At 34.3% G+C, this 25,922-nt stretch carries 26 protein-coding genes and 1 tRNA gene; 18 read left to right on the top strand and 9 right to left on the bottom strand.

Annotated features, from left to right (window positions below):
- Positions 1 to 90 precede the first annotated feature (90 nt).
- Complete coding sequence (locus BUR19_RS18280; protein ID WP_074236950.1) at positions 91 to 795, top strand: tRNA1(Val) (adenine(37)-N6)-methyltransferase; 705 nt, start codon at positions 91 to 93, stop codon at positions 793 to 795.
- Between the two features lie 40 nt (positions 796 to 835).
- Here BUR19_RS18280 and BUR19_RS18275 read toward each other — a convergent pair whose 3' ends face one another.
- Both BUR19_RS18275 and rpmH read right to left on the bottom strand, forming a co-directional pair.
- Entirely contained in the window at positions 836 to 1,546 is a 711-nt protein-coding gene (locus tag BUR19_RS18275; protein ID WP_074236949.1) for a cell division ATP-binding protein FtsE, read from the bottom strand.
- 135 nt (positions 1,547 to 1,681) lie between these two features.
- Entirely contained in the window at positions 1,682 to 1,840 is a 159-nt protein-coding gene (gene rpmH, locus BUR19_RS18270) for a 50S ribosomal protein L34 (protein WP_039365072.1), read from the bottom strand.
- Between the two features lie 342 nt (positions 1,841 to 2,182).
- Between rpmH and BUR19_RS18265 the strand changes: the two genes are divergently transcribed.
- Both BUR19_RS18265 and BUR19_RS18260 read left to right on the top strand, forming a co-directional pair.
- On the top strand, positions 2,183 to 2,527 hold the full coding sequence (locus tag BUR19_RS18265) for a cupin domain-containing protein (protein WP_074237046.1): 345 nt from the start codon (positions 2,183 to 2,185) through the stop codon (positions 2,525 to 2,527).
- A gap of 3 nt (positions 2,528 to 2,530) precedes the next feature.
- Complete coding sequence (locus tag BUR19_RS18260; protein WP_074236948.1) at positions 2,531 to 3,787, top strand: 3-deoxy-D-manno-octulosonic acid transferase; 1,257 nt, start codon at positions 2,531 to 2,533, stop codon at positions 3,785 to 3,787.
- On the opposite strand, the gene BUR19_RS18255 is transcribed toward BUR19_RS18260, so the two are convergent.
- Together BUR19_RS18255 and BUR19_RS18250 are read right to left on the bottom strand one after the other, a co-directional pair.
- A complete protein-coding gene (locus BUR19_RS18255; protein WP_074236947.1) occupies positions 3,779 to 4,405 on the bottom strand; it encodes a deoxyuridine 5'-triphosphate nucleotidohydrolase in 627 nt (208 codons plus the stop codon). The genes BUR19_RS18260 and BUR19_RS18255 overlap by 9 nt on opposite strands.
- Positions 4,405 to 5,160, bottom strand: a complete 756-nt coding sequence (locus BUR19_RS18250; RefSeq protein ID WP_074236946.1) for a glycosyltransferase family 2 protein — start codon at positions 5,158 to 5,160, stop codon at positions 4,405 to 4,407. Before BUR19_RS18250 ends, BUR19_RS18255 begins: the two co-directional genes overlap by 1 nt.
- 456 nt (positions 5,161 to 5,616) lie before the next feature.
- Here BUR19_RS18250 and leuS point away from each other — a divergent pair, with 456 nt between their 5' ends.
- From leuS to BUR19_RS18195, 11 genes are all read left to right on the top strand, one after another.
- Positions 5,617 to 8,427 carry a leucine--tRNA ligase gene (leuS, locus tag BUR19_RS18245; protein WP_074236945.1) on the top strand — a complete coding sequence of 937 codons (2,811 nt, stop codon included), beginning with the start codon at positions 5,617 to 5,619 and terminating at the stop codon, positions 8,425 to 8,427.
- 286 nt (positions 8,428 to 8,713) lie between these two features.
- On the top strand, positions 8,714 to 9,577 hold the full coding sequence (locus BUR19_RS18240; RefSeq protein ID WP_074236944.1) for a MotA/TolQ/ExbB proton channel family protein: 864 nt from the start codon (positions 8,714 to 8,716) through the stop codon (positions 9,575 to 9,577).
- A gap of 82 nt (positions 9,578 to 9,659) precedes the next feature.
- Positions 9,660 to 10,262 carry an ExbD/TolR family protein gene (locus tag BUR19_RS18235; RefSeq protein WP_074236943.1) on the top strand — a complete coding sequence of 201 codons (603 nt, stop codon included), beginning with the start codon at positions 9,660 to 9,662 and terminating at the stop codon, positions 10,260 to 10,262.
- A gap of 11 nt (positions 10,263 to 10,273) precedes the next feature.
- Positions 10,274 to 10,813: an ExbD/TolR family protein gene (locus BUR19_RS18230; protein WP_074236942.1), complete on the top strand. Its 540-nt coding sequence runs from the start codon at positions 10,274 to 10,276 to the stop codon at positions 10,811 to 10,813.
- Between the two features lie 33 nt (positions 10,814 to 10,846).
- Complete coding sequence (locus tag BUR19_RS18225) at positions 10,847 to 11,674, top strand: energy transducer TonB (protein WP_074236941.1); 828 nt, start codon at positions 10,847 to 10,849, stop codon at positions 11,672 to 11,674.
- A gap of 67 nt (positions 11,675 to 11,741) precedes the next feature.
- On the top strand, positions 11,742 to 11,927 hold the full coding sequence (locus BUR19_RS18220) for a C4-dicarboxylate ABC transporter (RefSeq protein WP_074236940.1): 186 nt from the start codon (positions 11,742 to 11,744) through the stop codon (positions 11,925 to 11,927).
- Positions 11,928 to 11,929: 2 nt separating this feature from the next.
- The gene (locus BUR19_RS18215) at positions 11,930 to 12,802 is read left to right on the top strand and encodes a PstS family phosphate ABC transporter substrate-binding protein (protein WP_074236939.1); all 873 of its coding nucleotides are present in this window, start codon (positions 11,930 to 11,932) and stop codon (positions 12,800 to 12,802) included.
- A 116-nt stretch (positions 12,803 to 12,918) separates the two neighbouring features.
- Positions 12,919 to 14,562 (top strand): tetratricopeptide repeat protein, encoded by a 1,644-nt coding sequence (locus tag BUR19_RS18210; RefSeq protein ID WP_245799104.1) that lies wholly within the window; start codon positions 12,919 to 12,921, stop codon positions 14,560 to 14,562.
- Between the two features lie 83 nt (positions 14,563 to 14,645).
- Positions 14,646 to 15,368, top strand: a complete 723-nt coding sequence (gene bshB1 / locus BUR19_RS18205; protein WP_074236937.1) for a bacillithiol biosynthesis deacetylase BshB1 — start codon at positions 14,646 to 14,648, stop codon at positions 15,366 to 15,368.
- A gap of 35 nt (positions 15,369 to 15,403) precedes the next feature.
- A tRNA-His gene (locus BUR19_RS18200) sits at positions 15,404 to 15,479 on the top strand.
- Between the two features lie 81 nt (positions 15,480 to 15,560).
- Positions 15,561 to 16,781 (top strand): glycosyltransferase family 39 protein, encoded by a 1,221-nt coding sequence (locus BUR19_RS18195; protein WP_074236936.1) that lies wholly within the window; start codon positions 15,561 to 15,563, stop codon positions 16,779 to 16,781.
- 19 nt (positions 16,782 to 16,800) lie between these two features.
- Here the strand turns inward: BUR19_RS18195 and BUR19_RS18190 are convergent, their stop codons facing one another.
- Together BUR19_RS18190 and BUR19_RS18185 are read right to left on the bottom strand one after the other, a co-directional pair.
- Positions 16,801 to 17,136 (bottom strand): DUF3276 family protein, encoded by a 336-nt coding sequence (locus tag BUR19_RS18190; RefSeq protein ID WP_027383662.1) that lies wholly within the window; start codon positions 17,134 to 17,136, stop codon positions 16,801 to 16,803.
- Between the two features lie 140 nt (positions 17,137 to 17,276).
- Complete coding sequence (locus tag BUR19_RS18185) at positions 17,277 to 18,965, bottom strand: ABC transporter ATP-binding protein (RefSeq protein ID WP_074236935.1); 1,689 nt, start codon at positions 18,963 to 18,965, stop codon at positions 17,277 to 17,279.
- A 170-nt stretch (positions 18,966 to 19,135) separates the two neighbouring features.
- On the opposite strand from BUR19_RS18185, the gene mqo reads away from it, so the two are divergent.
- Together mqo and BUR19_RS18175 are read left to right on the top strand one after the other, a co-directional pair.
- A complete protein-coding gene (gene mqo / locus BUR19_RS18180; protein WP_074236934.1) occupies positions 19,136 to 20,617 on the top strand; it encodes a malate dehydrogenase (quinone) in 1,482 nt (493 codons plus the stop codon).
- Positions 20,617 to 21,012: a hypothetical protein gene (locus BUR19_RS18175; RefSeq protein WP_074236933.1), complete on the top strand. Its 396-nt coding sequence runs from the start codon at positions 20,617 to 20,619 to the stop codon at positions 21,010 to 21,012. The genes mqo and BUR19_RS18175 overlap by 1 nt, the downstream gene beginning before the upstream one ends.
- 31 nt (positions 21,013 to 21,043) lie before the next feature.
- On the opposite strand, the gene BUR19_RS18170 is transcribed toward BUR19_RS18175, so the two are convergent.
- The 3 genes from BUR19_RS18170 to dapA are packed head-to-tail and all read right to left on the bottom strand — an operon-like array spanning position 21,044 to position 23,968.
- A complete protein-coding gene (locus BUR19_RS18170) occupies positions 21,044 to 22,105 on the bottom strand; it encodes a M48 family metallopeptidase (RefSeq protein WP_074236932.1) in 1,062 nt (353 codons plus the stop codon).
- Positions 22,106 to 23,065: a YjgN family protein gene (locus BUR19_RS18165; RefSeq protein ID WP_074236931.1), complete on the bottom strand. Its 960-nt coding sequence runs from the start codon at positions 23,063 to 23,065 to the stop codon at positions 22,106 to 22,108.
- A gap of 24 nt (positions 23,066 to 23,089) precedes the next feature.
- Positions 23,090 to 23,968 carry a 4-hydroxy-tetrahydrodipicolinate synthase gene (dapA, locus tag BUR19_RS18160; protein WP_074236930.1) on the bottom strand — a complete coding sequence of 293 codons (879 nt, stop codon included), beginning with the start codon at positions 23,966 to 23,968 and terminating at the stop codon, positions 23,090 to 23,092.
- 235 nt (positions 23,969 to 24,203) lie between these two features.
- On the opposite strand from dapA, the gene BUR19_RS18155 reads away from it, so the two are divergent.
- Complete coding sequence (locus BUR19_RS18155) at positions 24,204 to 24,971, top strand: 5'-nucleotidase C-terminal domain-containing protein (protein ID WP_074236929.1); 768 nt, start codon at positions 24,204 to 24,206, stop codon at positions 24,969 to 24,971.
- A complete protein-coding gene (locus tag BUR19_RS18150; protein WP_074236928.1) occupies positions 24,971 to 25,921 on the top strand; it encodes a bifunctional metallophosphatase/5'-nucleotidase in 951 nt (316 codons plus the stop codon). The genes BUR19_RS18155 and BUR19_RS18150 overlap by 1 nt, the downstream gene beginning before the upstream one ends.
- Position 25,922: the final 1 nt, after the last annotated feature.

The raw sequence follows: 25,922 nt of genomic DNA, 5'->3' as shown, positions 1-25,922 counted from the left end.
AGCGACGAAGTCGCGAAATATTGGTAGAAAAACGACAAATCGAATTTTGTAGCTTCGAAGGTGCGAAATGTCGGTTTTCATTATTATAATATGAAGGATTTCCAATTTCAAAAATTTTCAATTCAGCAAAGTTCTGATGTTTTCCGAGTGGGAACAGATGCGGTTTTGCTGGGGATTTTATCTGATATTCATCAAGCAAAACGAATTCTGGAAGTAGGAACTGGAACAGGAATTATTTCATTAATGTTAGCTCAGAGAAATCCAAATGCAAATATCTTAGCAATCGATATCAACTCTGAAGCTGTCAAAATTTCTCAAAATAATTTCTCCAATTCTCCTTTTTCTGAAAGAATCAAAAGTCAGCTTCAGGATTTTAAAAGGTTTGAAACTGAAGAAAAATTTGATTTAATCATTTCAAATCCGCCATATTTTGAGATTAACAATTCTGAGAAAGATATTCTGGCAAGACAAAGATTAGAATTGGATTTCTCTGATTTAATTCAGAAAGCTTCACAATTACTTTCTGATGAAGGTTTGTTTTCGGTTATTATTCCTATTGATTCAGATAAGCAATTCACTCAAATTTGTAGAGAGAATAATCTGTTTCTCAAAAGAAAAGTTATCATCAAAGGAATCGAAACTGCTGAACCCAAAAGAGTAGTTTTAGAATATTCATTCCAACAATCAGAAACGAAAGAAGAAAATTTTGTTATCGAAAAATCGCCAAGAGTTTATTCCGATGAATATCTTGAGCTGACAAAAGACTTCCATCTATTCAACAAAAAAGCTCTCTGAAATTTCAAAGAGCTTTTTCTATCTATAACTAATAATTTTCTTATTCAAACAATTCTGCTGTATCCAAAACAGAAACCTGCCCGTTTTCGCATCGGATGGCTTCGCCAGGATAATTCTGAATCATATGGTAATCGTGCGTTGCCATTACAACAGCGCAATGGTTTTCTTCCGCCAGATTTTTAAGAAGTGTCATAATATCGTTAGACGTTTCCGGGTCAAGATTTCCTGTTGGCTCGTCTGCAAGAATTAATTCAGGGTGATTCAGAAGCGCTCTTGCGATTGCAGCACGTTGTTGCTCGCCACCGGAAAGTTGGTGTGGCATTTTGTGCTTTTTAGTTTTCATTCCAACGCTGGATAGAACTTCATCAATTCTCGCTTCCATTTTGTGTTTGTCTTTCCAGCCGGTTGCTTGTAGGACAAAAAGAAGATTCTTCTCGATATTTCTATCCGATAAAAGTTGGAAATCCTGAAACACAATTCCTAATTTTCTTCTTAGGTTTGGAACATCAGATTGTTTCAGTTTCTTCAAATCAAAACCTGCAACTTGTCCGCTTCCGCCTTGTAAAGGCAATTGTCCGTAAAGAACTTTCAAAAGAGAACTTTTTCCGGAACCAGTTTTTCCAATCAGGTAGCAGAATTTTCCTTTCTTGATATGAAGGTCAACATCATTCAGGACAGTGAAGTTTTTCTGAACAATTTTGGCACTGCTCAAATCTATAATATCGACTCCAGGGTCATTTCTGTGCGGCATAATTTCAAATTGAAAGTTGTGAAACTCAAAAATAGCAAAAACTTATTTTTTGTCCTCTACTTTTGGCAAATTTTAACAACAAAAAATGTCTGAAACCAAATCCAGACATCTTTGTATATGATAATTTTGAAGAAATTATCTCTTAGCGCGCGCTGCACTAACAGTTAAGCTCTTTCTGCCTTTTGCTCTTCTAGCTGCCAACACTCTTCTTCCGTTTGGTGTAGACATTCTTTCACGGAAACCGTGCTTGTTTCTTCTTTTTCTTTCAGATGGTTGGAATGTTCTTTTACTCATCACTAATATATTTAGTTCGTAATTCTATTAAATTTTCAGATTGCAAATATAGAGATTTTATTTTGAGTGGCAAATATTTAAAAACTTTTTTATGTTAATTTTTCACTTTTCATTATTCCAATTATTTGGGCAGCTATTTGACATTCGTCGAAACCGTTTTATTATATTTTTTATGGCAGCTTTTCCGCCTTCCGCTCCCGCTATTTTTGCCATCACTAGAATCCTCAGCAAAAAATGAGCTCCGCTCAAGTCGGGCTGCGCTTCGCAAAGTTCAACATTCAAATTGAATTCAACTTTCTCAAAGAGACATCAATAATTATATTTGTATCAGAAAAAATAAAGATGATAAAATCAAAACAAAATACAGAACATTATAATTGGGGAGGGAGTTGTGATAGTTGGGTTTTACTAAATTCTGAAAGTCTTTCTATTAAACAGGAAACGATGCCTCCAAATTCACAAGAGCAATTGCATTTCCATAAAAACGCCCAACAGTTTTTCTTTATTTTAAAAGGAAAAGCCACTTTTATCGTGGATGAAGAGGTTTTCGAAGTGATTGAAAATTCAGGATTTCATATTACTCCAAGTAAAAAACATTTGATAAAAAATCAATCAGATTTCGATTTGGAATTTCTTGTCATATCTAATCCTTCAACAAATAATGATAGATTTGCAGTAGAAAAATAAAAGATGAAATCGCTATACAATCTTTCTATCCATCTAATGATTTTTGGGATGAAAATCTTTTCCCTGTTTGATTCTAAAACAAAAAAGGGAGTTAGGGGAAGAAACGAATCTTTGAAAATTGTTGAAGAAAAAATCCAAGGTCAAAAAGTGATTTGGATGCATGCTGCAAGTCTTGGAGAGTATGAGCAAGGTCTTCCAGTTCTCGAAAAACTAAAAGAACAATTCCCAGAACATAAAACTTTGGTCACTTTTTTCTCGCCTTCCGGTTACGAAAATGTGAAGAAAAGAAAGCAGATTGCTGATGCCGTTTGTTATTTGCCCTTTGATAGAAAAAAAGATATAAAAGAGTTTGTTTCCACTTTCGAGACGGAGATTTTCTTCACTGTAAAATATGATTATTGGTACAATCTTTTAGAAGAATTAAAAAATCGAGGAACGAAAATCTATGTGATTTCCGCACTGTTTTATGAGCATCAGCTGTTTTTTGAAAGCTATGGAAAATGGTTTGCAAAACAGCTTCGTCAAAACATCGATTGGTTTTTTCATCAGACTATCAAATCTCAGGCATTGGCAAAAAAAATTGGATTGACCAATTCTACGGTTTCCGGTGACACAAGATTTGACAGGGTAAAGCAGTTTTTGGATAGAGATAATCATCTTGAATTCATAGATGAATTTAAAAGCAATCAAAAGCTAATTGTTTTTGGAAGCAGTTGGCAGGCAGAAGAAGATATTGCGCAGGTTTTGGTGAAAAAACTTCCTGAAACCAAAATTGTAATTGCACCGCACGATTTGCACAGAGTTTCACATTTGAAGAATTTATTTCCGAACGCTATATTATATAGCAGTGTGCAAAATTCTCAGAAACCTGATTTTTCAAATTCTCAGATTTTAATAATCGATTCAATCGGGAAACTTTCCAAATTGTATTCTTATGCGGATTTAGCAGTTGTTGGTGGCGGGTTTCATTCGGCTGGTTTACATAATATTCTGGAAGCTGCGGTTTATGGAGTTCCCGTGGTTTTCGGAAATCAATACAAGAAAAATCCGGAAGCAGATACATTAATTGCGGCAAAAGGCGCAAAGAGCTTTGATGATTTTGTTGCAGCTTCAACTTTCATCACGGAATTGATTGACAAAGATTCTAAAACTGAAATCGGTGAAAAGTCTTATCTAAAGGAAATGGCAGAGAAGGCAAATGAATTTGTCAATTCTCAGCCAGATTCTACTGAAATTATTATCAATAAAATCCTATCGTAAGAAGCCTTGACTTTTGATGTCTTTGATGATTAAGTCCAAGTGGTCTGGGATATTTTCACATTTTAGCCAATTGAAATCAAAGCTATTATTGACACAAAGTTTGCTTAAATAAATATTGTTGTCGATTTTCTCATTAAGGTTTTCCAGTAACTCATCAAATTCCATCCAATAATCTTCGTCTAGCTTTTTGATTTGGATTAAGGCTTTGATGATTTTATTGATGAGATAAATGTAAAGTTTGTAAACCGCATCGAATCTCTGTCTTCCCAGTTTTTCGTTATGTTCAAGGACTTTATTAACTAAAAATAAATTCAGATAAACGTCACCAAATTTATCTGTTGTGATTTTGACGTGTTCTGTGATTTCTGCGCTCAGTTTTCTGATTAAAACCAAAAAATATTTCTGATTCCCAACATATTTAGAAATCTCAGAAACTCTTTCACGGATAATTTCTTCCATCATATTTCGTTTGTCATCCGTCGTTTCTGGGTCGATGAGCTCGAAATAAAGTTTTTTAGAAAGTAATTTATCTTTCTTCAACAATCGGAAAATCAACTTATCTTTTTCTGCCGGAGAAAACTCGCTCAAAGCCTGCTTGAATTCTTTTGAATATTCCATTAATTGAAGATTTTAGAATATTTGATAAAACCATTAAATGCCCAATTCGCAGTATAATACAACGATTTCAATGTTGAAAATTTCATATAATCTTTGTAAACCAAATATTGGTCTTTCATAATATTTGTTTTTTTTCTGGAAACGCTGTTGGGCAACATTCGGTATTTTGATAAAGTCTTTCTTAGAGGTTTTCCTTGCGGAATTTCCTTCAAAAGTTCCAGCCACATCACGTGATCTTCGCGTTTTGTACCTTCCGGAAAGTAGAATTTCCCCACTCTTTTGGAATCATACATCGACGCTAAAAGTGATAATCTACAAGTTTTCAAAAGATTATTAAATGTCACAATTGTATCAGCTTCGTAATCTCCTATTTTTGTTGGATTCAGATTTTCATCGCATCGGGAATAAGTGGAATAGGCCAGTTCTGCATTTTCGGATTTCATAAAATTGACCATTTCTTCAAGGAAAGTGGGTTCCCAAAAATCATCAGCATCCAGAAATGTGATAAATCTTCCGGTCGCATTTTCCAGAGAAATATTCCTTGCGTGACCAGCGCCACCATTTTTTTCAGCTTTAAAAATTTTGATTCGAGAATCCTTTTGTTTTTCCAGAATTTCCACCGAATTATCTGTCGAACAATCGTCTGTAATCAACCATTCCCAATCTTGGAAAGTTTGATTGAGGACAGAAGCAATGGTTTCATCCAGATGTTTTGAAGAATTGTAACTCGGTGTGATGATTGAGATTTCCGGCACTTGCGATTTTTTACAAAGATAAAGATATAGACTAAAAGATAATAGATGAAAGATAAAAGACTTTTTGATTACGAAACACTTCGACTCCGCTCAGTGTGACAAGTCTAATACTGACTGTTATTTTATGATTTCATACTATTTGTCATTCCGTAGGAATCTCGACAGCTTTGTTTAGATTCCTACGGAATGACAAACATTGTGGTTAATGACAAATGTTGATTCGAAGCTGGAATCTGCAGCCCGACTTGAGCGGAAATCCTTTTTTGCGTGTCATCAAGTTCAACTTAACCGAAATCGTCTGCAAAAAAGATTGGGAGCGGAAGGCGGAAAAAGCTGCCCAAATTATTGTAATTACAAAAAAGTGAACTCGAAAATTTAAAATTGTCTATTTATTCCAAAATCTTAACTTTGTGAATCTTAAAAAAAATTATTCATTACTAATTCTTACTTTATAGAATGTTTTACGACCATCAGCAGATAGAAAAAAAGTGGCAGAAATACTGGGAAGACAACAAAACTTACAAAACTTCCGACTCAACCGACAAACCGAAATTCTACGTCCTCGATATGTTTCCGTACCCTTCCGGAGCGGGACTTCACGTGGGTCATCCGCTGGGATACATTGCGTCGGACATCTATGCGAGATTCAAAAGACATCAGGGTTTCAACGTTTTGCATCCGGTTGGTTATGACAGTTTTGGACTTCCTGCTGAGCAATATGCAATCCAGACCGGAACGCATCCTGCAATTACAACGGAACAAAATATCACGAGATATGAAGAGCAATTAAGAAAAATCGGATTTTCATTTGACTGGAGCAGGGAAGTGAGAACTTCGGACGCTTCTTATTATAAATGGACGCAGTGGATTTTCATCCAGTTGTTCCATTCTTGGTACAATAAAGATTCGGACAAGGCGGAATCTATCGAAACCTTAATCAAACATTTTGAGGAAAAAGGAACAGAAGGTTTGAATGCCAATCAAAATGAGGAATTAAATTTCACTTCAGAAGAATGGAAAAATAGTTCTGAGATTAAGAAAGAAGAAATATTATTAAATTACCGTTTGGCTTTCCGTGCAGAAACGACTGTGAACTGGTGTCCGGCTCTCGGAACAGTTTTGGCGAACGATGAAATTAAAGACGGAAAATCCGAAAGAGGTGGTTATCCAGTTTTTCAAAAGAAAATGATGCAGTGGAGTATGAGGATTTCTGCATATTCGGAAAGATTGTTGCAAGGTTTGAAAACTTTGGACTGGCCTCAACCTTTGAAAGATGCTCAGGAATATTGGATTGGGAAATCTCAGGGTGCGCAAGTAAGATTTGCAACTGAAAACGGAGAAACGATTGAGATTTTTACAACAAGACCTGACACGATTTTTGGAGCGACGTTTATGGTTTTGGCGCCGGAAAATCCTTTGGTTCAAAATTTAACAACTCAGGAACAAAAAACTGAGGTTGACCAATATATAGAAGAAACTTCCAAAAAAACGGAACGTGATAGAATGGCTGACGTGAAAAACGTGAGTGGTGCTTTCACGGGAAGTTATGCTATTAATCCGTTTACGTGCAAGAATATTCCGGTTTATATTTCGGATTATGTGCTGATGGGTTACGGAACTGGCGCTGTGATGGCGGTTCCTGCGCACGATGAGCGCGACCATAGATTTGCGAAGAAATTTAATTTGGAAATCATCAAGGTTGTAGAATCTGATGTGGATGTTCAGGAAGAAGCTTACGATTCTAAGGATTCGGTTTGTGTGAATTCTGATTTCTTGAACGGCCTTAATTATAAGGATGCGAAATCCAAAATAATCGCTGAAATCGAAAACAAAGGAATTGGTCACGGAACAACGAATTACAGACAGCGCGATGCGATTTTCTCCAGACAAAGATATTGGGGCGAGCCGGTTCCTATCTATTATAAGGACGGGATGCCGTACACTTTGCCAAATTCCGCTTTGCCTTTGGAACTTCCTGAGGTTGAAAAATATTTGCCGACTGAAGACGGCGACCCGCCATTAGGAAATGCAAAAACATTTGCGTGGGATGAGGCGAATCAGAAAGTGGTTGACACAGACTTGATTGATGATAAAACGGTTTTCCCATTAGAATTATCTACAATGCCAGGTTGGGCAGGAAGTTCGTGGTATTTCCTAAGATATATGGACCCGAATGATGACGCGGTTTTTGCTAAAAAAGAATTGACCGATTATTGGGGACAAGTTGATTTGTACATCGGAGGAAGCGAGCACGCAACCGGACACTTATTATATTCCCGTTTTTGGAATATGTTCTTGAAAGACAGAGGTTACATTGAACAAAATGAGCCTTTCCAAAAATTGATTAATCAAGGGATGATTTTGGGGATGAGTGCGTTTGTTTATAGAATTGACGGAACTAATCAATATGTTTCTAAAAATTTGATTGGCGAATATAAAACCCAAGCCATTCACGTTGATGTATCTTTATTAAAAGGAACAACAGATGAATTAGATACCGAAGCTTTCAAATCTTGGCGACCAGATTATGCTGATGCAGAATTTATTCTTGAAGACGGAAAATACATCACAGGTCGTGAAGTAGAAAAAATGTCCAAATCAAAATACAATGTCGTCAACCCAGATGATATTTGTAATGAATACGGAGCAGACGGCTTAAGATTGTACGAAATGTTCCTTGGTCCATTAGAACAATCCAAGCCTTGGAACACACAAGGTCTTAGCGGCGTTTATGGTTTTCTGAAAAAATTCTGGAATTTGTATTTCGATGGTGATAATTTCTCTGTTTCTGATGAAGAGCCAACGAAAGAGGAATATAAAATCCTTCACACCTTAATAAAGAAGGTGAATTTCGATATTGAGAATTTTTCTTTCAACACTTCTGTATCATCATTTATGATTGCTGTGAACGAATTGCAGAAATTAAAATGTAATAAACGCAATATTTTGCAACCTTTGGCTGTTGTTATCTCACCATATGCGCCACATATTTGCGAAGAGGTATGGAATTTGCTGGGAAATAATGCTTCTATTGAATTTGAACCGTTTCCAACTCTTGATGAAAGCTATCTGATTGAAGATGAGATAGATTATCCGGTGAGCTTCAATGGTAAGATGAAATTTAAAATCAAATTGGCTGCTGATTTAGGAAAAGAAGAAGTTGAGAAAATAATGATGGAGAATGAGGATGTAAAAAGATTCTTAGGAGATAAATCAGTTAAAAATTTCATCTTCGTTCCAAAGAAAATCATTAATATTGTTATATGATTTTGGAATTCTTTAAGAAATGTTAAGAAAAATTGTTATCCTATACATTGGAATTTGTTGAAATTAAAATCGTAATTTATGCAAGTCAATTTTATATATCTTCCATTAATGTTTCTAAAAGAGATAATGATTTCATAAAAACAAGGTTTTAATTTAATTAATAATTAAATAATGCGGATTTAGTAGATAAAAAAATTACAAGTCAAACGGAAAATAATTTTGCATTTTCCAAATATTTGACTTTATTTTACACGATAAAATTTAACAATTATAATTTAGTTTTAATATGGAAATGAATGTTTCAAACACAGATGAGCAAGTAGTTGCTAAGAAAAAAGGAGGACTTAATCCTGCGGTAATTATTCCTATTTTATTAGTGATAGGTATTGCCATTTATTTATTTGTTTGTGGTAACCCATCAAACTTTACTGCTGACCCTCGTATTGATGGAGTAGCTTCTGTCGCTTTCGCAGATATCGAAAGTAAGGAATTACATCCACACGGGTTAGGAATGGTTTATATGGGTGGATTTATCGTACCAATCCTTATTACATTCATGATCACGGTTATTGTATTTGCTATCGAGCGTGCATTCGTTTTGAGCAAAGCAGCTGGAAACGGTAGCGTTGATAACTTCGTTTTGAAAATAAGAAGTTTGCTAAACCAAAACAAAGTTGACGAAGCTCTTGAAGAGTGTGACAGACAACAAGGATCTGTAGGTAATGTTGTGAAAGAAGGTCTTACGACTTACAAAGCATTAGCTAAAGATACTACATTAGACAAAGAACAAAAAATGGCTGCGCTTACAAAAGCAATCGAAGAAGCTACTACGCTTGAAATGCCAATGTTGGAGAAAAACATGATGATCCTTTCTACTCTAGGTACAGTTGCAACTTTGGTAGCACTACTTGGAACCGTAATCGGGATGATTAGAGCGTTCGCTGCCTTAGGTGGTGGAGGTGGAACTCCTGATGCTGCTGCATTATCAATCGGTATCTCTGAGGCCTTGATGAATACTGCTTTAGGTATTGGTACTTCTGCAATCGCAATTATTCTTTATAACTTCTTTACGTCTAAAATTGACGGATTGACTTACAAGATCGACGAGATCTCTATGAGCATCCAACAGTCTTTTGCTGAATTTCACTAAGAAATAAAAGTATCGACTATCAAAAATGTAAAGCTTTACATTTTTAAAATTCATAAATTAGTTAACAAAGACATTTATAATAATGGCGAGAATTAAACCAAAAAGACATGGAGTAGTTACGGACATGACCGCGATGTGTGATGTTGCGTTCCTACTACTTACATTCTTTATATTAACCACACAGTTCAAAAAACCTGATGTGGAACAAATAAAACCGCCTTCTTCTATATCAGAGAAATTGCTTCCTGATGCAAGTCTTATGACAATAAATGTTACACAAGCTGGTACATTCTATTTCCAACCTGTTGAAAATGGGACAGAGAGAATTCAGCTTCTAGATAAAATGGGTCAGAAATACGGAATGAGTTTCACTAACCCAGAAAAAGTAGCATTTACAAAAGTACAAGCGGTAGGAGTACCAATGGGACAGCTTAAAAGTTATTTGAATCTTCCTGAAGATCAGCAAAAAGCTTTCAAAGCAACTACAGGTATTCCAATGGATAGTACAAATAAACAATTGATTGATTGGGTACAACAGAGTTTAGCTGTTAATCCTAACTATAAGTTAGCGATTAAAGGTGACGTAACTACAAAGTATCCAAAAGTGAAAAGTTTATTTGAAGGTTTAAGAGATATTGATTTTCTTAAATTTTGGTTGATCACATCACAAGAAAAATCTAATTAATTCTATTAGAAATGGCAGAAGTTCAAGTAAAAGAGGATAGCGGGAAAGGCGGCAAGGTCCGTTCGAAAAAGCAGAACACCCGCGTAGATATGACGCCGATGGTAGATTTAGGTTTTCTTTTGATTACATTCTTTATGTTTACCACAACATTTAGTAAACCTAATGTAATGGATCTTGGCCTTCCGGCGAAACCAAAGGACAAGCAGAAATCACCCGAGACAGAAATCAAATTGAATAATTCAATTTCTATCATCATAGGCAAGGATAACAAGATTTTTTATCATCAACAAGATCAGGCTGGTCTTAATGAGCAAACACTTGTTGAAACTAACTTCGATAGAGAAGGAATTACGAAAGTAATTGAGAGAGCAAAAGCTGGAGCATCTGATAAAGACAAATTCACAGTAATTATCAAACCGACAGACGATGCAGTATATAAAAACTTTGTAGACATTCTGGATGAAATGGCAGTTACCAAAAATGAAAGATATGGGGTTACCGATATCAAACCTTGGGAAGAAGCTGTTTACAAAAAGAAAGTAGGAGAATAATCCACTACAAGTATTACATTTAATAATATTAAAATGGCAGAAGATAATTTGAATTACAATCCAACTTTGGATGAGATTGTATTCGAAAATAGAAATAAAGTATACGGAGCCTATGATCTTAGGACTGCATATCCTAAAATGCTGACAAAGTCTTTCCTAATTGGTACTGCTTTTTTCCTAGCTCTTGCAGTTTCTCCACTTGTATATCTTAAGATTCAACAAATGAATGCTAAGGATAAAGTGGAAGTAGAAGCGAAGTTAGTAGATATTTTAGAAGAAGAGCCAATCATTGAACAACCTAAAGAAGAAGAACCACCACCACCTCCTCCTCCAAAAGAAGAGGAAAAGCAAGAGGTAATTCAGAACGTTGTTCCGGAACCTAAAAAAGCGCCTAAAATTGAAACGCCACCGCCACCAATTACGAAACAATTGGAAACTACGACGGGGCTTCAAAACCAGGAAGGTGTAAAAACTCCGGTTTATGCACCACCTCCACCACCAGTAACAGGTAAAGGAGTTGCAGCTGAGGTAAAACCAGTGACGAATGAGGTTTACGAATCTGTAGATCAGGCATCTGAGTTTCCTGGTGGAATTAATGCTTTTAGGAAAAAAGTTGCTGAAAATTTTGATACAGCAGCTATAGAAGGAGCAGATGGTGTAGTTAAAGGACAGGTTTCTTTTGTAGTAGAAAGAGATGGTACTATTACTGATATTAAAGTTACTGGATCAAATAATGATTTTAATGCTGAAGCTATCAGAACGATTAAATCAATAAAAAATAAATGGACACCGGCAAAAACAAATGGACAAACTGTACGATATAGATATAGATTACCATTAGCTATGCAACCACCAGAATAATTATTTTGTAACATATTATATAAAAGAGAAGTTAGAAAAACTTCTCTTTTTTTATTAGATTTGTCATATGTTTAATTGGCTTTCTTTGATAACGGGTCTTTTCTATATTGTTTTAGGAATCGTAGTTATCGTATATAAATTCTTCATCATTATTTTAGAACCTAATGTGGCTTATCCATTAGGCGGATTACTTATAGCTTATGGTGTTTTCCGTATTGTAAGAGCTATCATATCATTAAAAAATAATAATTAGAAATGAAAAAAATCTTTTTCCTGCTTGTAGCAACTTTTGCTATTGCTGTTTCGTGTTCCAAAGAGAAACCGAAAGAAATAGATACGCCTAACAAAGGTGAAATAACGATAGAAACAGATGAGTCTTTCAAAAGTGTTATAGAAGCTTTGACAGAAAGATATATGGCGCTTAATCCTGAGACAAAAATCAATGTTATCATCAAGAAAGAGGATCTTGGGTTATTGGATTTGTTGGATAGAAAAGCAAGAGTTGTGGTAATGTCCAGAGAACTTTCGGTTAAGGAAAAAGAAGCTTATGATAAAAAGATAGATTTGCCTTGGCTCCCAGGAAAATTTGCAGCTGATGCAGTGCTTTTTGTCGTTCCAAAAGACTCACCATTGGAGTCTATTTCTATGGATGAGATTTCTAATGAACTTTCATCAGACAAAAAAAGATTAATATTTGATGGAACCAATTCAAGTAATCTTAATTTTATTGCTCAAAAATTTCAGAAGAATCCTGCTGATCTTAAGTTTTCTATCATCAACGGAAATGAAAATGTAGCAGAGCAATTGAAGAATTATCCGGATAAAATTGGTGTGATTAGTTATAATACTATCAGTAGACCTTTTGGTGAAGAAGCAACAAAACTAAGAAACGAATTAAAAGTTCTTAATGTAGTTAAAGACAATAAATCCTATGAAGTTTCTTCTGAAAATCTGAAAGATATGACTTATCCTTTTACACGAGTTTTATATTTTTTAAGTAACGAAGCGTACTATGGATTAGGAAATGGTTTTATCAGATTTTCTTGTCAGCAGTTGGGACAGATTGTTGTTGAAAAAGAAGGACTTCAACCTTATAATATCTTCAGAAGAGAAGTTCAGATGAGATGATTTAATTTTTAATATTTATTTAACAGAAGATTTAAATTTAATTATCTATTTTGGTCTAAATATTGACATTAAAACCAGAATTTTTACAGTTACGAAAAATGAAAAAAGAGAATATAATGAATTTATCAAAAAAAATTGCTGTAACAGCAGCAGTAGGTTTTTTTACAAGTTTCAGTTTTGCACAATCTGTTCAGGACGGGATTAACTTTGTAGATAGCCAAAAATATGCGAAAGCAAAACAAAACTACACAGATCTTATCAATCAAAATCCTAAAGATGCAAATAACTATTTCTATTTAGGTAATACATATTTAACTCAATTCGATCCTAATTTTGATTTAGCTAAAGAAAGCTTTGACAAAGGGCTAGCAGCTGATCCAAAAAGTTATTTGAACAAATTAGGTTTAGCTTCTGTAAAATTGGGTAAAGGAGACAAGTCTGCCATCACAGAGATTCAGCAGATTGTAAAAGATTCTAAAGAAAAAGATGCAGAAGTTCTTTTCAGAGCTGGTGAAGCATTAACATTATTTGAAAAATACAGTGCGCCGGATTTAGCAATTACATTCTTGAACAAAGCTGTTGAAAGAGCTCAGAAAGCTGGTGTTCCTGCCAATTATTATTATTCTTTAGGTGACGCTTACAGAATTAAAAAAGACCCGGGAAATGCAATGACTGCTTATGATAAAGCAGAAGCTGTTGCTAAAAATAAAGCTTCGGTTTATACAAGAAAAGGAACACTTTGGATTGCTGCTCAACAATGGCAACAAGCCAAAACTAATATTGATAAAGCGATTGCTGTAGATCCAACTTATGCACCGGCTTACAAAGCTTTAGCAGGATTTAATATCAAATATCAGAAGAATGCGGAAGCAACTCAGAATTTGATTAATTATACCAAATATGCAGATGAGGATCCATATACTCAATTAGAGATTGCAAAACTTTACTTTTCTAATGACGATTATGCTAATGCTAAAACGACTTTGGATTCAGTATTTGATAAAGTAGATGATCCTATCAAATATAAATTGAGAGCTTATATCCAATATGGTGAAGCTAAATATGCAGATGCACAGCAGAGTATTAATACTTTCTTGTCTCAGGCAGATAAATCAAGAGTTCAGGCATCTGACGAAGGTTTACAAGGTTTGATTGCTGCAGGTTTGGCAAAAGATGAGAAAGACTCAGCTAAAAAAGCACAATTAGAAGCTACTTCCCAACAGAAAATCGCTATTGCAAAAAATGCAAAAGATGAAACCATGAATTGGGATGAAGAACTTGGCAAAATCAAAGGTGGGTTGGTTGGTGTTTCTGCAGATGCTGGTGGAACTTCACCAGAAATCGAAGCTCTGAAAGCCAAAGTTGCTGCAAATGCTCAGGATACAGATGCAATTTATAAATTAGCTCAAGCTTATCAGGATATTAAAAACTGGAATGGCGCTATTTTAACTTGGCAGAAAATGATAACATTACTTCCAACTTGGGAGCCTGCTTATTATAGCCAGGGTTATGCTTATCAACAAGCTGGAAGCCAGGACTTAGCTTCTGCTGCATACCAAAAATATATTGATACATTGTTGGCTAAGCCAGCGGCAGATCAAGAAACAAACAAAGAAACAATGTCTTATGCTTATTTCGCAATTGCATTTATAGCAAAAGATAGCGACAAAGAAAAAGCGAAAGCTAATGTTGCTAAATCATTGGCTCTTAATCCAACTTATGCAGATGCACTTTCTCTGCAGAAAGTTCTTAATCAATAATCTCAATTAGATTAATATAAACTTCCCAATTCTTAAAATTGGGAAGTTTTGTTTTTAGTAATTTTGTACAAAAATATTTTGATATGAAATGTGATTTTCTTGCAATAGGAGCACATCCGGATGATGTGGAATTAGGTTGTGGAGGAACAATTATAAAATTAATTTCTGAAGGAAAAACAATTAGTGTTATTGATTTAACAGAAGGTGAACTAGGAACCAGAGGAACCGCTGAAACACGCGCTGAAGAAGCTGTCGCTGCGGCAAAAATTTTAGGAATAAGTTCAAGAGAAAATCTTAAGCTGAAAGATGGTTTCCTTAATAATTCAGAGGAATATCAACTTAAAATTGTCGAAAAAATAAGAAAATACAGACCTGAAATTGTCTTAGCAAATGCAATTGATGACAGACATCCTGATCATGCAAAAGCTGCAAAATTAGTTTCCGATGCTTGTTTTCTTTCAGGTTTGAAGAAAATTGAAACTTTTGAAAATGGTCAACTACAAGAAGTTTGGAGGCCTAAACATATCTTCCATTATATCCAATGGAAAAATGTGGTTCCAGAATTTGTCATTGATATTTCTGGGTTTATGGAGCAAAAAATAGAAGCGTGTTTGGCATACAAGACACAATTTTATAATCCTGAATCCAATGAACCGATTACACCAATTGCAACAAAAGATTTTCTGGAAAGCTTGACTTACAGAGCACAAGACCTAGGAAGACTTTCCGGAGTAGAATATGCGGAAGGTTTTACAACCGAAAAATTGATTGCTCTGAAAAATTTCGATGGAATTATTTGTGATTAACAAAGAAAATATTATATATTTGCACACGCAAAAACGGTGATTGTAGCTCAGTTGGTTAGAGCGCCGGATTGTGGTTCCGGAGGTCGGGGGTTCGAGACCCCTCATTCACCCACAGATAAAAAGCATTTCATTTTATGAGATGCTTTTTTGTTTATATAAAATTATTTTCTATCTTATCTTTATATTTGTTTAATGATAAAAAAATTATTGACTTATAAAAACTTGTGTCTAGTAAGTGGTATTACAGTAATTCTTAAGGTAATTTATATTATAATAATTCAAGAAAATATTTCTGGAATAGAAGATTTTACTATTGCTAAAAATATTGTAAAATATCACCAATTTTCAGAATTTATCAACTTAGGAGGAACGGCTTTCAAATTGCCTATTTATCCCTATTTTTTAAGTTTTTTTATTTGGTTATTGGGAGCTAAAGGTCTAGTAGGTGTTGCAATATTTCAAGCTATTCTTAGCTTTTTTTTACCAATTTTAATCTTTCAGATTTTAAAAACTTTTTCACAAGATAATATAGGAATTTTGGCTGGGTTTTTATTTCTTTTATCGCCAGCCTATTTTCTTTATTCGGCAAGTATAGAAGCAACTAATATCTTTATCCTTATATTACTAATTTGGCTTTTACTGTATTTTAAAGTTTGGTTTGGAAATCAATTAGAAATTAAATGGACAATCATTTTTGGAGCTATAACCGCAATTTTATTCTTAACACAAGTTATTATAGTTCCTTTAGCTGTAATAATGATGTTAGGATTATTAATATTTAAAAAACTAAATTTTCAGAAATTTTCGATTTTAGTTTTTACAGCTTTATTGTTATACTCTCCTTGGGTCATTAGAAATTATTATGTTTTCAATCAGATTGTATTGTCCAAAACGCCAGCATGGCAAAATATTTATTACGGATTTACTCCTAATGGACAGCTTTTAGATGATTTAAAATTAATTCCAATGGCAAGAGATCATTATATCTATCAAATGCGTGATGAGATTGATGAGTTGAACATGGAAAAAATTTATAAGAATGAAGTAGCTAAAGCAACACAATGGAAGCCTCATTATTTTATAAAGAAAGCATTGAGTAATGCTTTTTGTCTATACTATGTACCACCGAAATATTTTAGTGATGATAGTTTAGTATTGCTTTTAGGGAGGAAAATCTATGTTGTTTTAGTTAATTTAATTAGTTTGATTTCATTAGCCTTTTTATATAAAAAATCAAAACCTTTATTTTGGTTTTCACTTTTATTTTTTGCCAATTTTACTTTTCCATACGTAGTTGGACATGCTGCGAATATGAGATTTAAGTTGGATTTTGAATGGTATCAGCTAATTTTAATAGCCTTTTTTTTAGTAGAAATAAGTGACAAATATTATAAACAAAAAAGCGCATTCTAAAATGCGCTTTTTTTTGTTTTTAAACTTCGTCGTCAGAGTCAATCGTAAATGATTTGGATTTGAAGTCTTTATCGTGTCTTTCAGAAATCACATCTTCGCCTTTCTGCTGGATGATAAAGTCTGTAGATTCATTGAATAATTCCTGGAAACTTTTGAAATCCTCTTTGTAAAGATAGATTTTGTGTTTTTCAAAAGTTGCCTCACCGTTTTCCCCGAAGTTTTTCTTACTTTCTGTAATGGTCAAATAATAATCACCCGCCTTTGTCTCTCGCACATCAAAGAAATAAGTTCTTCTTCCTGCTTTCAACACTTTAGTGAAAATCTCATTCTCATGTCGTTCCTTAAATTCACTCATTGTTAAATATTTTTTTAGAAATCTGTTTTAACAAATATAACAGAATTCTCGGAATTTCAAAATATTTTGTTAAAAAAATCTGTTAAATGAGCTTTTTTCTTAAAATTTTAATAAAAATATTATTGATATTGTAGTTGATTTTAATTGAGATATAAAATTTCGTCAGCTCTTTTCGCGCTTGATTCTCTGTGAGTTATTATGATAGAAGTAGTAGTTTTGATGTCGTTATCAATATTCTGCAAGATGTTTTCCTCTGTTTCTGTATCCAAGGCAGAAAGACAATCATCAAAGATTATAATATTCGGTTGTTTGATCATCGCTCGGGCAATGCAAATTCTCTGTTTTTGCCCACCAGAAAGCATTACACCGCGTTCGCCAACCATCGTTTCATATTGCTCTTTGAACTCTTCTATATTTTTGTGGACATCTGCTTTTTTCGCCATTTCTACTACCAAGTCACGATTTGGGTTATCGACGGCAAATCCAATATTGTTCTCAATCGTATCAGAAAAAAGATAACTTTCTTGTGGTGTATAGCCTAATTGGTCTCTATAAAGTTTCAGATTATGAGTTTTCAGATTCTTTCCATCGATGAGGATTTCACCTTCGTCCGGGTCAATTAGTCGGCAAAGCAACTGTGCAATTGTAGATTTTCCGCTTCCGGTTTTACCCATTATCGCGAGAGATTTTCCTGCATTAATTTTAAAGCTTAGATTTTTGATAGCTTTGATACCTGTATTTGGATAAGTGTAACTCACATTTCGGAATTCAATTTCTCCGGTTATAGGATAAACTTCATTATTCGTATTAATAATATCAGATTTCATATCCAAAAACTCATTGACACGTTGCATACTGGCGTCAGCTCTTTGATTGACAGAAGTTACCCAACCCAACATCGAGAAGGGGAAAATCAACATATTGATGTACATAAAGAAATCGGCGATTGTTCCGACACTCATTTCTCCGGCAATATATTTTTGTCCGCCAATGTAAAGAATCGCAACATTTAAAAGTCCAATAACGAAAATAATGATTGTGAAAAAATAAGCTTCTGTTCTGGCTAAATCAAGCGCTTTGTCCTGATAATCTTTAACCTTGACTCCGTAATTTTTCTCGATATATCTTTCCTTACTGAAGAATTTTACCACTCGGATTCCCGAAAAACTGTCTTGTACAAAAGTCGAAATACCGGACTGGCTTTTCTGCATTACCTTCGATTTTTTGTTGATAATGTCGCTTACTTTGTAGATTCCATAAGATAGAATTGGTAACGGAACCAAAGTCCAAAGTGTCATCTGCAAATCCGTCATAAACATATAAGTGCTGGTAATGATTAATAAAATAATCAAATTCACCACGTACATTACGCCTGGACCAAGATACATTCTGATGGCAACAACATCTTCACTCAATCGATTCAATAAATCTCCAATTGTTGTCTTTTTGTAATCTGTAATAGAAAGCTCCTGATAGTGACGGTAGATTTTGTTCTTCAATTCATATTCTATTCTTCTGGATGCTACAATAATGGTTTGTCTCATCATAAATGTGAAAAAACCAGAAAGCAGGGAACATCCAATTAAAATTCCTGAGTTGATAAAGATTATTCTGAAGTAAGTCCAATTATTCTTAACATTATCAATGATGTTAAGGTCAGAAGATAAATTTAATGTTGAATAATTTTTCTCTATAATATTGATAGTCTGACCGATATACTGGATTTTGTAAATCGCAAAAAAGTTACTCAGAATGATGAATAGAAATCCCCAAAAAAGTAAGACACGATGTTTCCAGAAATAGGGATTCAGTGTTTTTAAAGCTTTCATTTTTTACACTTCGATTTTCCAAAGTCTTTGCAAAATTAATGATTTAAAATTTCAGAAAAGACTTTAAAAGCAGATTTGAGATTTCTTAACAAATGATAAGATATTTAAAAAATGACGAGGCACAGAAGTTGACATTTATCACTAATTTTGTATCCGAAAAATCTAAATAAATGAATCCAAAACCTAAATACGATATTGCGTTGGTAGGCGGTGGAATTATGAGTGCAACTTTGGCAACAATGCTTCACGAATTTGACCCGAGTCTGGAAATTGCAATTTTCGAAAGACTGGAAAAAGTGGCCAAAGAGAGCTCTTCTGCTTGGAACAATGCTGGAACAGGACATTCTGCTTTCTGTGAACTGAATTATACGCCTGAGAAAGAAGGCAAAATCGATATCAAAAAAGCTGAATATATCGCAGAACAATTTGAAGTTTCTAAGCAATTCTGGTCTTATTTAATCAATAAAGGAATTATTGACAATCCGAAAGAATTCATCAATTCCTGTACACATATGAGTTTCGTCTTTGGAGAGAAAGATGTGACTTATCTTAAAAAAAGACACGAAGCTTTACTAAAATCGCCTTTGTTCCAGGGAATGGAATATTCTGATAATCATCAACAATTAGAGAAGTGGCTTCCACTGATGATGCAGAAAAGAATGGCGACAGATAAGCTTGCTGCTACGAAAATGGATCAGGGAACGGATGTTGATTTCGGGAATTTGACAACAAAATTGATAGACCATCTCAAAAAAACTGAGTCTGTAGAAGTTTTCACTTACCACGAAGTAAAAGATGTGGAGGCAGACGGAAACGGAGGCTGGAATCTGAAAGTGAAAGACAGAAAGAATCTTCATAAACAAACCGTGAATGCAAAATTTGTTTTCATTGGTGCAGGTGGATATGCACTTCCGCTTTTGGAAAGTTCTGGAATTGAGGAGAGTAAAGGTTACGGTGGATTCCCGGTGAGTGGACAATGGCTGGTAACAACTAATCCTGAATTGGTTGAAAAACATCATGCCAAAGTTTACACACAAGCAACTGTTGGTGCTCCACCAATGTCAGTTCCGCATCTTGATCTAAGAATTATTGATGGTCAAAAAGCATTGTTGTTTGGACCTTTTGCAGGATTTTCTACTAAGTTTTTGAAAGAAGGAAGTTATCTGGACTTGCCGGAAAGTGTTAATTTTAAGAATATCCGTTCTCTGTTTGGCGCTTGGTGGCACAATATGCCTTTGACAAGATATTTGATTCAGCAGGTGACGATGAGCAAATCTCAGAGAATGTCGCATTTAAGAGACTTTGTGAAAGATGCCAAAGAAGAAGACTGGGAATTGAAACACGCCGGACAAAGAGTTCAAATCATCAAAAAAGACAGATTCGAAGGTGGAAGATTGGAGTTTGGGACAGAAGTGGTTGTGAACAAAGACAAAAATATTGCATCACTTTTAGGCGCATCTCCAGGAGCAAGTACTTCTGCTTTTGCGATGATTATGGTTTTGGAAAACTGTTTTGCTGATAAATTGAAAACAGATTGGAAAGACAAATTGGTAGAAATGGTTCCTAGTTATGGAAAAAAATTAGCAGAACATCCGGAACTCATCCACGAAATCAGAGATTATTCTAAAGAGAAATTAGAATTGGAATATTAATGAGCGAAACTATTGTAAAACCAATCATTGCTGAAGAAATTCTATTGGAGCTTCAGTCCAAAATGAAAGAAGAGAAACAGGTCATCTTACATTGCTGTTTCAAATCAGACTTCATTATGGAGGAAAAAATTAGGATTTGGTCATCAACTTATCTTGTTGACAGAAATTCTGACCATATTTCTAAACTCATCCATTTTGAGAATATCAGCCTTTTCCCGACTTGGACAGATGTCCCTGTTGCAAAAGAATATTGGTTTACATTGATTTTTTCCGGATTGCCAGATGACTGTAAGGTTTTTGATTTTATAGAATTGATTCCTCAGTCGGGCGGATTTTTTCAAGAAGGTATTGTGAGGAATTCCTCTGATATTTACAGAATTATCCTAGATATATAAAAAGAAAGGTTCAGAAATCTCTGAACCTTTTTTAATTTTTTAAATTATCAAATGCCTTTTGCAATTCGGGATTGGAAGAAAAAGAGTAGTCATTTCTGTCCATCAAAGTTTTGGAATAGTTCATTCGGTCTTTGGTTAATGGATGAGTGGATAAGATTTTTGGAACTTCTAGATTATCACTTTTCTCAAGTATTTTGAAGAGTTGATACATCCCTTCCGGATTGATTTTATTTTGTTTCAAAATCGCATAAGAACCTTCATCGGCCGATTGCTCAAATTCTCGGGAAAAAGACAAATTATTCAGCTCATTGGCGTTATTCGCTAAAGTTGTCATAATTCCATTCACATCGCCAACAACTAAAGAAACAATGGCATATCCAGCGATACTTCTTGCCAGAATTTTTGTGCTGTGTCTTTCTTTGATATGTGTTGCCTCGTGTCCTAAAAGTGCTGCTAATTCGTTCGGATTTTCAACTTTTGAAAGCAAGCCAGAATAAACAACAATAGTTCCATCAGGCAAAGCAAAAGCGTTGACTTCTTCATCATTAATAACTTTAAAATAGAGTTTTCTCTCAGTTCCAAAATTGATAAGATTAGCAAATTCCTGAAGTTTTTCAGACTGTTTTTCATCAATATTAGAAGTCGATTTGATTTGCTGAAAATTGGTATTTCCGATTTCTTCATCGAAACTGATTGGTAAAATATCAGTTACTTTTTCGCTGACATACGGAATGATGAAAATGTAAAAACAAGCGATAAGTGTGATAACGGATACAAAAGCAGTTAAATAAAACTTCGGACCAAAATCCAGAATGTTTTGATACCACGATAGATTTTGAGAAGTTTTTGCAGACTTGTAGATTGTATCAGCAGTTTCAGGATTTTCGATTTTGATGATTTCGTGGAGGTTGTCTTTTTTTGTAATAGACAATATTTCTCCGTTTTTCTCAAACTTAATATCCTGAAAATTCCATATTAATCTTCTGTTTTCAAAATAAAAGGTTACCTGATTATGCAGAAAAACTTCTAACTCCACAAAATGTGGTTTAGAAGTTTTTCCGTCAAAATATTTAGCCTGCGATGTGATTTTCATTTAGATGATGCCAGAAAGGTCCATTGCATCCAAAGCCTCATCGCCAAAAGCATTTTTGTATTCTTCTTCTGTTTGTTGCAACGTATCTAAGTTGATATTTCCAACAATTTCGAGACTGCTGAAAAGCTTCGTCAAAGTTCTTACTTCTACAAAAGCATATCCCAAACCTAATGTAAACATCAGAATCAACATATTGATAATCAATAATTCGAAGATGTCTCCTGCGGATAATTTGGATTGGAATCTTACTTTTTCAGTGCCGTTGTGCAAGGTCAAATGGTCAAAATAAAATCTCAAAATATCTCTCTGAAACCAAAAACTGTAGATTCCTAAAGTGATGTATGTTAAAATGACACCTTTGAAATTAAGCCAAAAGTAATCGCTTCCGCTGGCTTTGTATTTGAATTCAGCACTTCCAAATTTTACATTGCTTAATGTGTAATTTCGCAAATCCGTCGTCATCCAGAAACTATAAATTCCGAAAGTAATAATCGTAAGGAATAAGTCTTTGAAATATATTTTCATCAATGTTCCTCTGTCGCCTCTATAACCAAATCTTACGCCTCTCCAATTGGTTCTGGACATTCTGTATTTGTAAAATCCGTGGATAGCAAACGGAATGATTCCCAGAAAAAATACATAAAATAAAAATACAAAAATTCCCATCAGAAATGTATTCTGAGTTTTTATTGCTATGATAATCCCAATGTAAAATGCCGCAACGATTCCAAAAATTTTCACAAAACCAACAAACATCTCTTTTCCGGTTCCGGTGAACTGAAAATTATCGCCCTCCAAATAAGAATTAGCGTAAAGATATTTAAGGGTCCTTTCCTTTGCCCAAGGATAATAAAGCCCAAGAGTAATGATTGTTAATAGCCAGTTTACGACCACGACTCCAAAGAAATCGCTGCCTTTTCCTTTGAAAGAAAAGTTGTAAGTTTTCATTTGTGTTTCCATTAGTTTTTAATTCTGTTGTGTTTATTAATGTTCTAATTTTTGCATTTCTTGTTTTATCTTTTCCTGCAGACCTTCCGAAGCTGGAACTAGTGGAAGTCTCAAGTAGTTTTTAATCAAACCTTTTTCAGCAAGAATAGTTTTCACGCCACAAGGATTACCTTCAGCAAAAATCAATCTTGTGATTTCTACCAAAGAATTGTGAATCTTGTAAGCTTCGTCCACCTCTCTGTTACGAGCCAGTTTTACCATTGTAGAAAATTCCTTTGGATAAGCTTGTCCGATTACGGAAATCACACCGTCGCCTCCAGCCAAAGTTACAGGCAAAGTATATTCGTCATCGCCGGACATTAGTGAAAAATTTTCTGGCTTTTGTCTTAGAATATCAAAATATTGAAGAATATTAGGAGCAGCTTCTTTAACCATAAAAAGATTAGGGAATTCATTAGCTAAACGTAAAGTTGTAGAAGCTTCAACATTTTGTCCGGTTCTTCCTGGAACGTTATAAATAATGATTTTTTCACCCGTTTCAGCCAAAGCTTTATAATGCTGATAAAGTCCTTCCTGATTCGGTTTGTTGTAATAAGGAGAAACCGATAAAACAGCATCAAAATCTGACAAATCTGTTTCCTTGATTTGTTTTACAACTTCAGCCGTATTGTTTCCACCAATTCCTAAAACTAATGGCAATCTGTTATTATTGATCTTCGTGATGTGAGCAACAACTCTGTCCTTTTCTTCCTTGGAAAGTGTTGCAGCTTCTGCTGTAGTTCCTAAAACAACGAGGAAATTGGTTCCGTTGTCTATATTATAATCGATTAATCTCGTAAGAGAATCAAAATCTACGGATAGATCTTCATTGAAAGGTGTTACCAAAGCTACACCTACGCCTTTTAGCTGACCCATTTTTATTTGAAAATTAAATTTCTCAAAGTTAATTTTATTTTAATAATTGACAAAGATTATGTTTGGCTTTGTTAGCAGGTAGCAATTTTTTAATCTAAACTAAAATGAATGTTCTTTTGACTTCTCTAACAATTATTTAGTTAGTTTTAAAACCCGAAAATCATTAGATTTGTATCCATATTATTTTTTAAATGAAATCGGGAATTCACGAATTCAGTAATTAAGATAAAATTAAATGATAAAAAATAAATTATTAGGATTTGGTATAGTCAGTTTGTTGTTGATTGGTTGTAAAGCGCCACTCAACATTGCAAACATCCATACCGAAAAGAATATTTACATTACCAGCGAACTTAGTGAGGATAAGGAAATGGCAGCCATCATTCAACCTTACAAACACGAGCTGGAAGGTAAAATGAATACCAAAATTTCTCATACCAATACAGAACTTAATAAATCAGGCGATAACAGCAATCTGGGAAATCTTTTGGCGGATTATACTTTTGAAGGTGCTGATGAGTGGGCGAAAAAGAATAGCCTCCCACCAATTGATGCTGCAGTTATCAATATCGGTGGGATCCGAACCATCATTCCAAAAGGTGATATTTTGACGAAGCAGATTTATGAAGTAATGCCGTTTGAAAATGAAGTGGTAATTATCAAAATGAATGGAAAAGATGTGGAAGGTTTGTTCGATTATTATTTGAAAACTCAGAAAAATAATCCGGTTTCTCATTTGGTAATCGAAACCGATGAGAATAATTCGATTTCTAAAAAATTAATCAACGGAAAAACAATCGATTATAATAAAACATATTATATCGCAACATCGGATTATCTGGCTTTGGGAGGAGATAATATGTTCTTTTTTAGCAAAGGTGAAATGATATCAACAGGGATCAAGATGCGTGATCTTTTCCTGGAAAAGTTCAAACAAAATCCAGAGATTTCTTCTCCGGACGATGTGAGATTGATTTTCAAAAACAAAAAAGTGCAGGAATAATGAAAAGAAAAGAGTTTCTAAAATATATCGGAGGCGGAAGTCTCGCTTTGACATTGGCTCCTAATCTTTTGTTGGCAGAGCAATTTGATATTCTAAAAAAAGAATCAGCTCATAAATTGACAATTCTTCATACAAACGATCAACATAGTAGGATAGAACCGTTTGATACTTCTTACACCAAAAATCCAAATCAAGGTGGTTTTGCGAGAAGAGCTTCATTAGTCAATAAAATCAGAAGTGAGGAAAAAAATGTTTTGCTTTTGGATTCAGGAGATATTTTCCAAGGAACGCCTTACTTCAATTTTTTTGGCGGCGAATTGGAATTTAGACTAATGAGTATGATGCAATATGATGCGTCAACAATGGGAAATCACGATTTTGATAATGGCTTGGAAGGTTTTCTAAAAGTCCTTCCGAATGCGAAATTCCCTTTCATTTGCTCCAATTATGATTTCAAGAATACAATTCTAGACGGAAAAACCGAACAATATAAAATCTTCAACAAAGACGGAATCAAAATCGGGATTTTTGCTGTAGGAATTGAGCTGAATGGTTTGGTTGGTAAAAAGAATTATGGGGAAACAATTTATCAAAATCCAATAGAAATTGCTCAACATTATGCTGACTTTCTGAGAAATGAAAAAAAGTGTGATTTGGTAATTTGTTTATCTCACATCGGTTTTGATTATAAAGATGATCCGAAGAAAATGTCTGATAAACATTTGGCGGCTAAAACTTCCGGAATAGATTTGATTTTAGGTGGTCACACGCACACTTTCCTTAAAGAGCCTGTGAATTTCCAGAATAAGGATGGTAAAAATGTCATTGTCAATCAAGTAGGTTGGGCAGGGATTTTATTAGGCAGGTTAGATTTTTATTTTGATAAAAATAAGAATGTGAAAAATATTTCGTGGAATAATCAGTTAATAGATGAAAACATAATTGTTTAGA

Origin of the sequence: Epilithonimonas zeae (genome assembly GCF_900141765.1) — a bacterium.
Lineage (GTDB): Bacteria > Bacteroidota > Bacteroidia > Flavobacteriales > Weeksellaceae > Epilithonimonas > Epilithonimonas zeae.
The sequence above is the reverse complement of the archived record's forward strand: the minus strand, read 5'-3'. Positions and strand labels throughout refer to the sequence as shown.

What these genes read in the sequence shown, in the direction of transcription:
- BUR19_RS18170 (WP_074236932.1), bottom strand. Translation starts at nt 22,105, where the DNA reads ATGAAAATCACATCGCAGGCTAAATATTTTGACGGAAAAACTTCTAAA.
- BUR19_RS18240 (WP_074236944.1), top strand. Translation starts at nt 8,714, where the DNA reads ATGGAAATGAATGTTTCAAACACAGATGAGCAAGTAGTTGCTAAGAAA.
- BUR19_RS18255 (WP_074236947.1), bottom strand. Translation starts at nt 4,405, where the DNA reads ATGGAATATTCAAAAGAATTCAAGCAGGCTTTGAGCGAGTTTTCTCCG.
- BUR19_RS18215 (WP_074236939.1), top strand. Translation starts at nt 11,930, where the DNA reads ATGAAAAAAATCTTTTTCCTGCTTGTAGCAACTTTTGCTATTGCTGTT.
- BUR19_RS18235 (WP_074236943.1), top strand. Translation starts at nt 9,660, where the DNA reads ATGGCGAGAATTAAACCAAAAAGACATGGAGTAGTTACGGACATGACC.
- BUR19_RS18195 (WP_074236936.1), top strand. Translation starts at nt 15,561, where the DNA reads ATGATAAAAAAATTATTGACTTATAAAAACTTGTGTCTAGTAAGTGGT.
- BUR19_RS18225 (WP_074236941.1), top strand. Translation starts at nt 10,847, where the DNA reads ATGGCAGAAGATAATTTGAATTACAATCCAACTTTGGATGAGATTGTA.
- BUR19_RS18265 (WP_074237046.1), top strand. Translation starts at nt 2,183, where the DNA reads ATGATAAAATCAAAACAAAATACAGAACATTATAATTGGGGAGGGAGT.
- BUR19_RS18190 (WP_027383662.1), bottom strand. Translation starts at nt 17,136, where the DNA reads ATGAGTGAATTTAAGGAACGACATGAGAATGAGATTTTCACTAAAGTG.
- BUR19_RS18155 (WP_074236929.1), top strand. Translation starts at nt 24,204, where the DNA reads ATGATAAAAAATAAATTATTAGGATTTGGTATAGTCAGTTTGTTGTTG.
- leuS (WP_074236945.1), top strand. Translation starts at nt 5,617, where the DNA reads ATGTTTTACGACCATCAGCAGATAGAAAAAAAGTGGCAGAAATACTGG.
- bshB1 (WP_074236937.1), top strand. Translation starts at nt 14,646, where the DNA reads ATGAAATGTGATTTTCTTGCAATAGGAGCACATCCGGATGATGTGGAA.
- dapA (WP_074236930.1), bottom strand. Translation starts at nt 23,968, where the DNA reads ATGGGTCAGCTAAAAGGCGTAGGTGTAGCTTTGGTAACACCTTTCAAT.
- mqo (WP_074236934.1), top strand. Translation starts at nt 19,136, where the DNA reads ATGAATCCAAAACCTAAATACGATATTGCGTTGGTAGGCGGTGGAATT.
- rpmH (WP_039365072.1), bottom strand. Translation starts at nt 1,840, where the DNA reads ATGAGTAAAAGAACATTCCAACCATCTGAAAGAAAAAGAAGAAACAAG.
- BUR19_RS18275 (WP_074236949.1), bottom strand. Translation starts at nt 1,546, where the DNA reads ATGCCGCACAGAAATGACCCTGGAGTCGATATTATAGATTTGAGCAGT.
- BUR19_RS18185 (WP_074236935.1), bottom strand. Translation starts at nt 18,965, where the DNA reads ATGAAAGCTTTAAAAACACTGAATCCCTATTTCTGGAAACATCGTGTC.
- BUR19_RS18220 (WP_074236940.1), top strand. Translation starts at nt 11,742, where the DNA reads ATGTTTAATTGGCTTTCTTTGATAACGGGTCTTTTCTATATTGTTTTA.
- BUR19_RS18260 (WP_074236948.1), top strand. Translation starts at nt 2,531, where the DNA reads ATGAAATCGCTATACAATCTTTCTATCCATCTAATGATTTTTGGGATG.
- BUR19_RS18165 (WP_074236931.1), bottom strand. Translation starts at nt 23,065, where the DNA reads ATGGAAACACAAATGAAAACTTACAACTTTTCTTTCAAAGGAAAAGGC.
- BUR19_RS18150 (WP_074236928.1), top strand. Translation starts at nt 24,971, where the DNA reads ATGAAAAGAAAAGAGTTTCTAAAATATATCGGAGGCGGAAGTCTCGCT.
- BUR19_RS18280 (WP_074236950.1), top strand. Translation starts at nt 91, where the DNA reads ATGAAGGATTTCCAATTTCAAAAATTTTCAATTCAGCAAAGTTCTGAT.
- BUR19_RS18230 (WP_074236942.1), top strand. Translation starts at nt 10,274, where the DNA reads ATGGCAGAAGTTCAAGTAAAAGAGGATAGCGGGAAAGGCGGCAAGGTC.
- BUR19_RS18175 (WP_074236933.1), top strand. Translation starts at nt 20,617, where the DNA reads ATGAGCGAAACTATTGTAAAACCAATCATTGCTGAAGAAATTCTATTG.
- BUR19_RS18210 (WP_245799104.1), top strand. Translation starts at nt 12,919, where the DNA reads ATGAATTTATCAAAAAAAATTGCTGTAACAGCAGCAGTAGGTTTTTTT.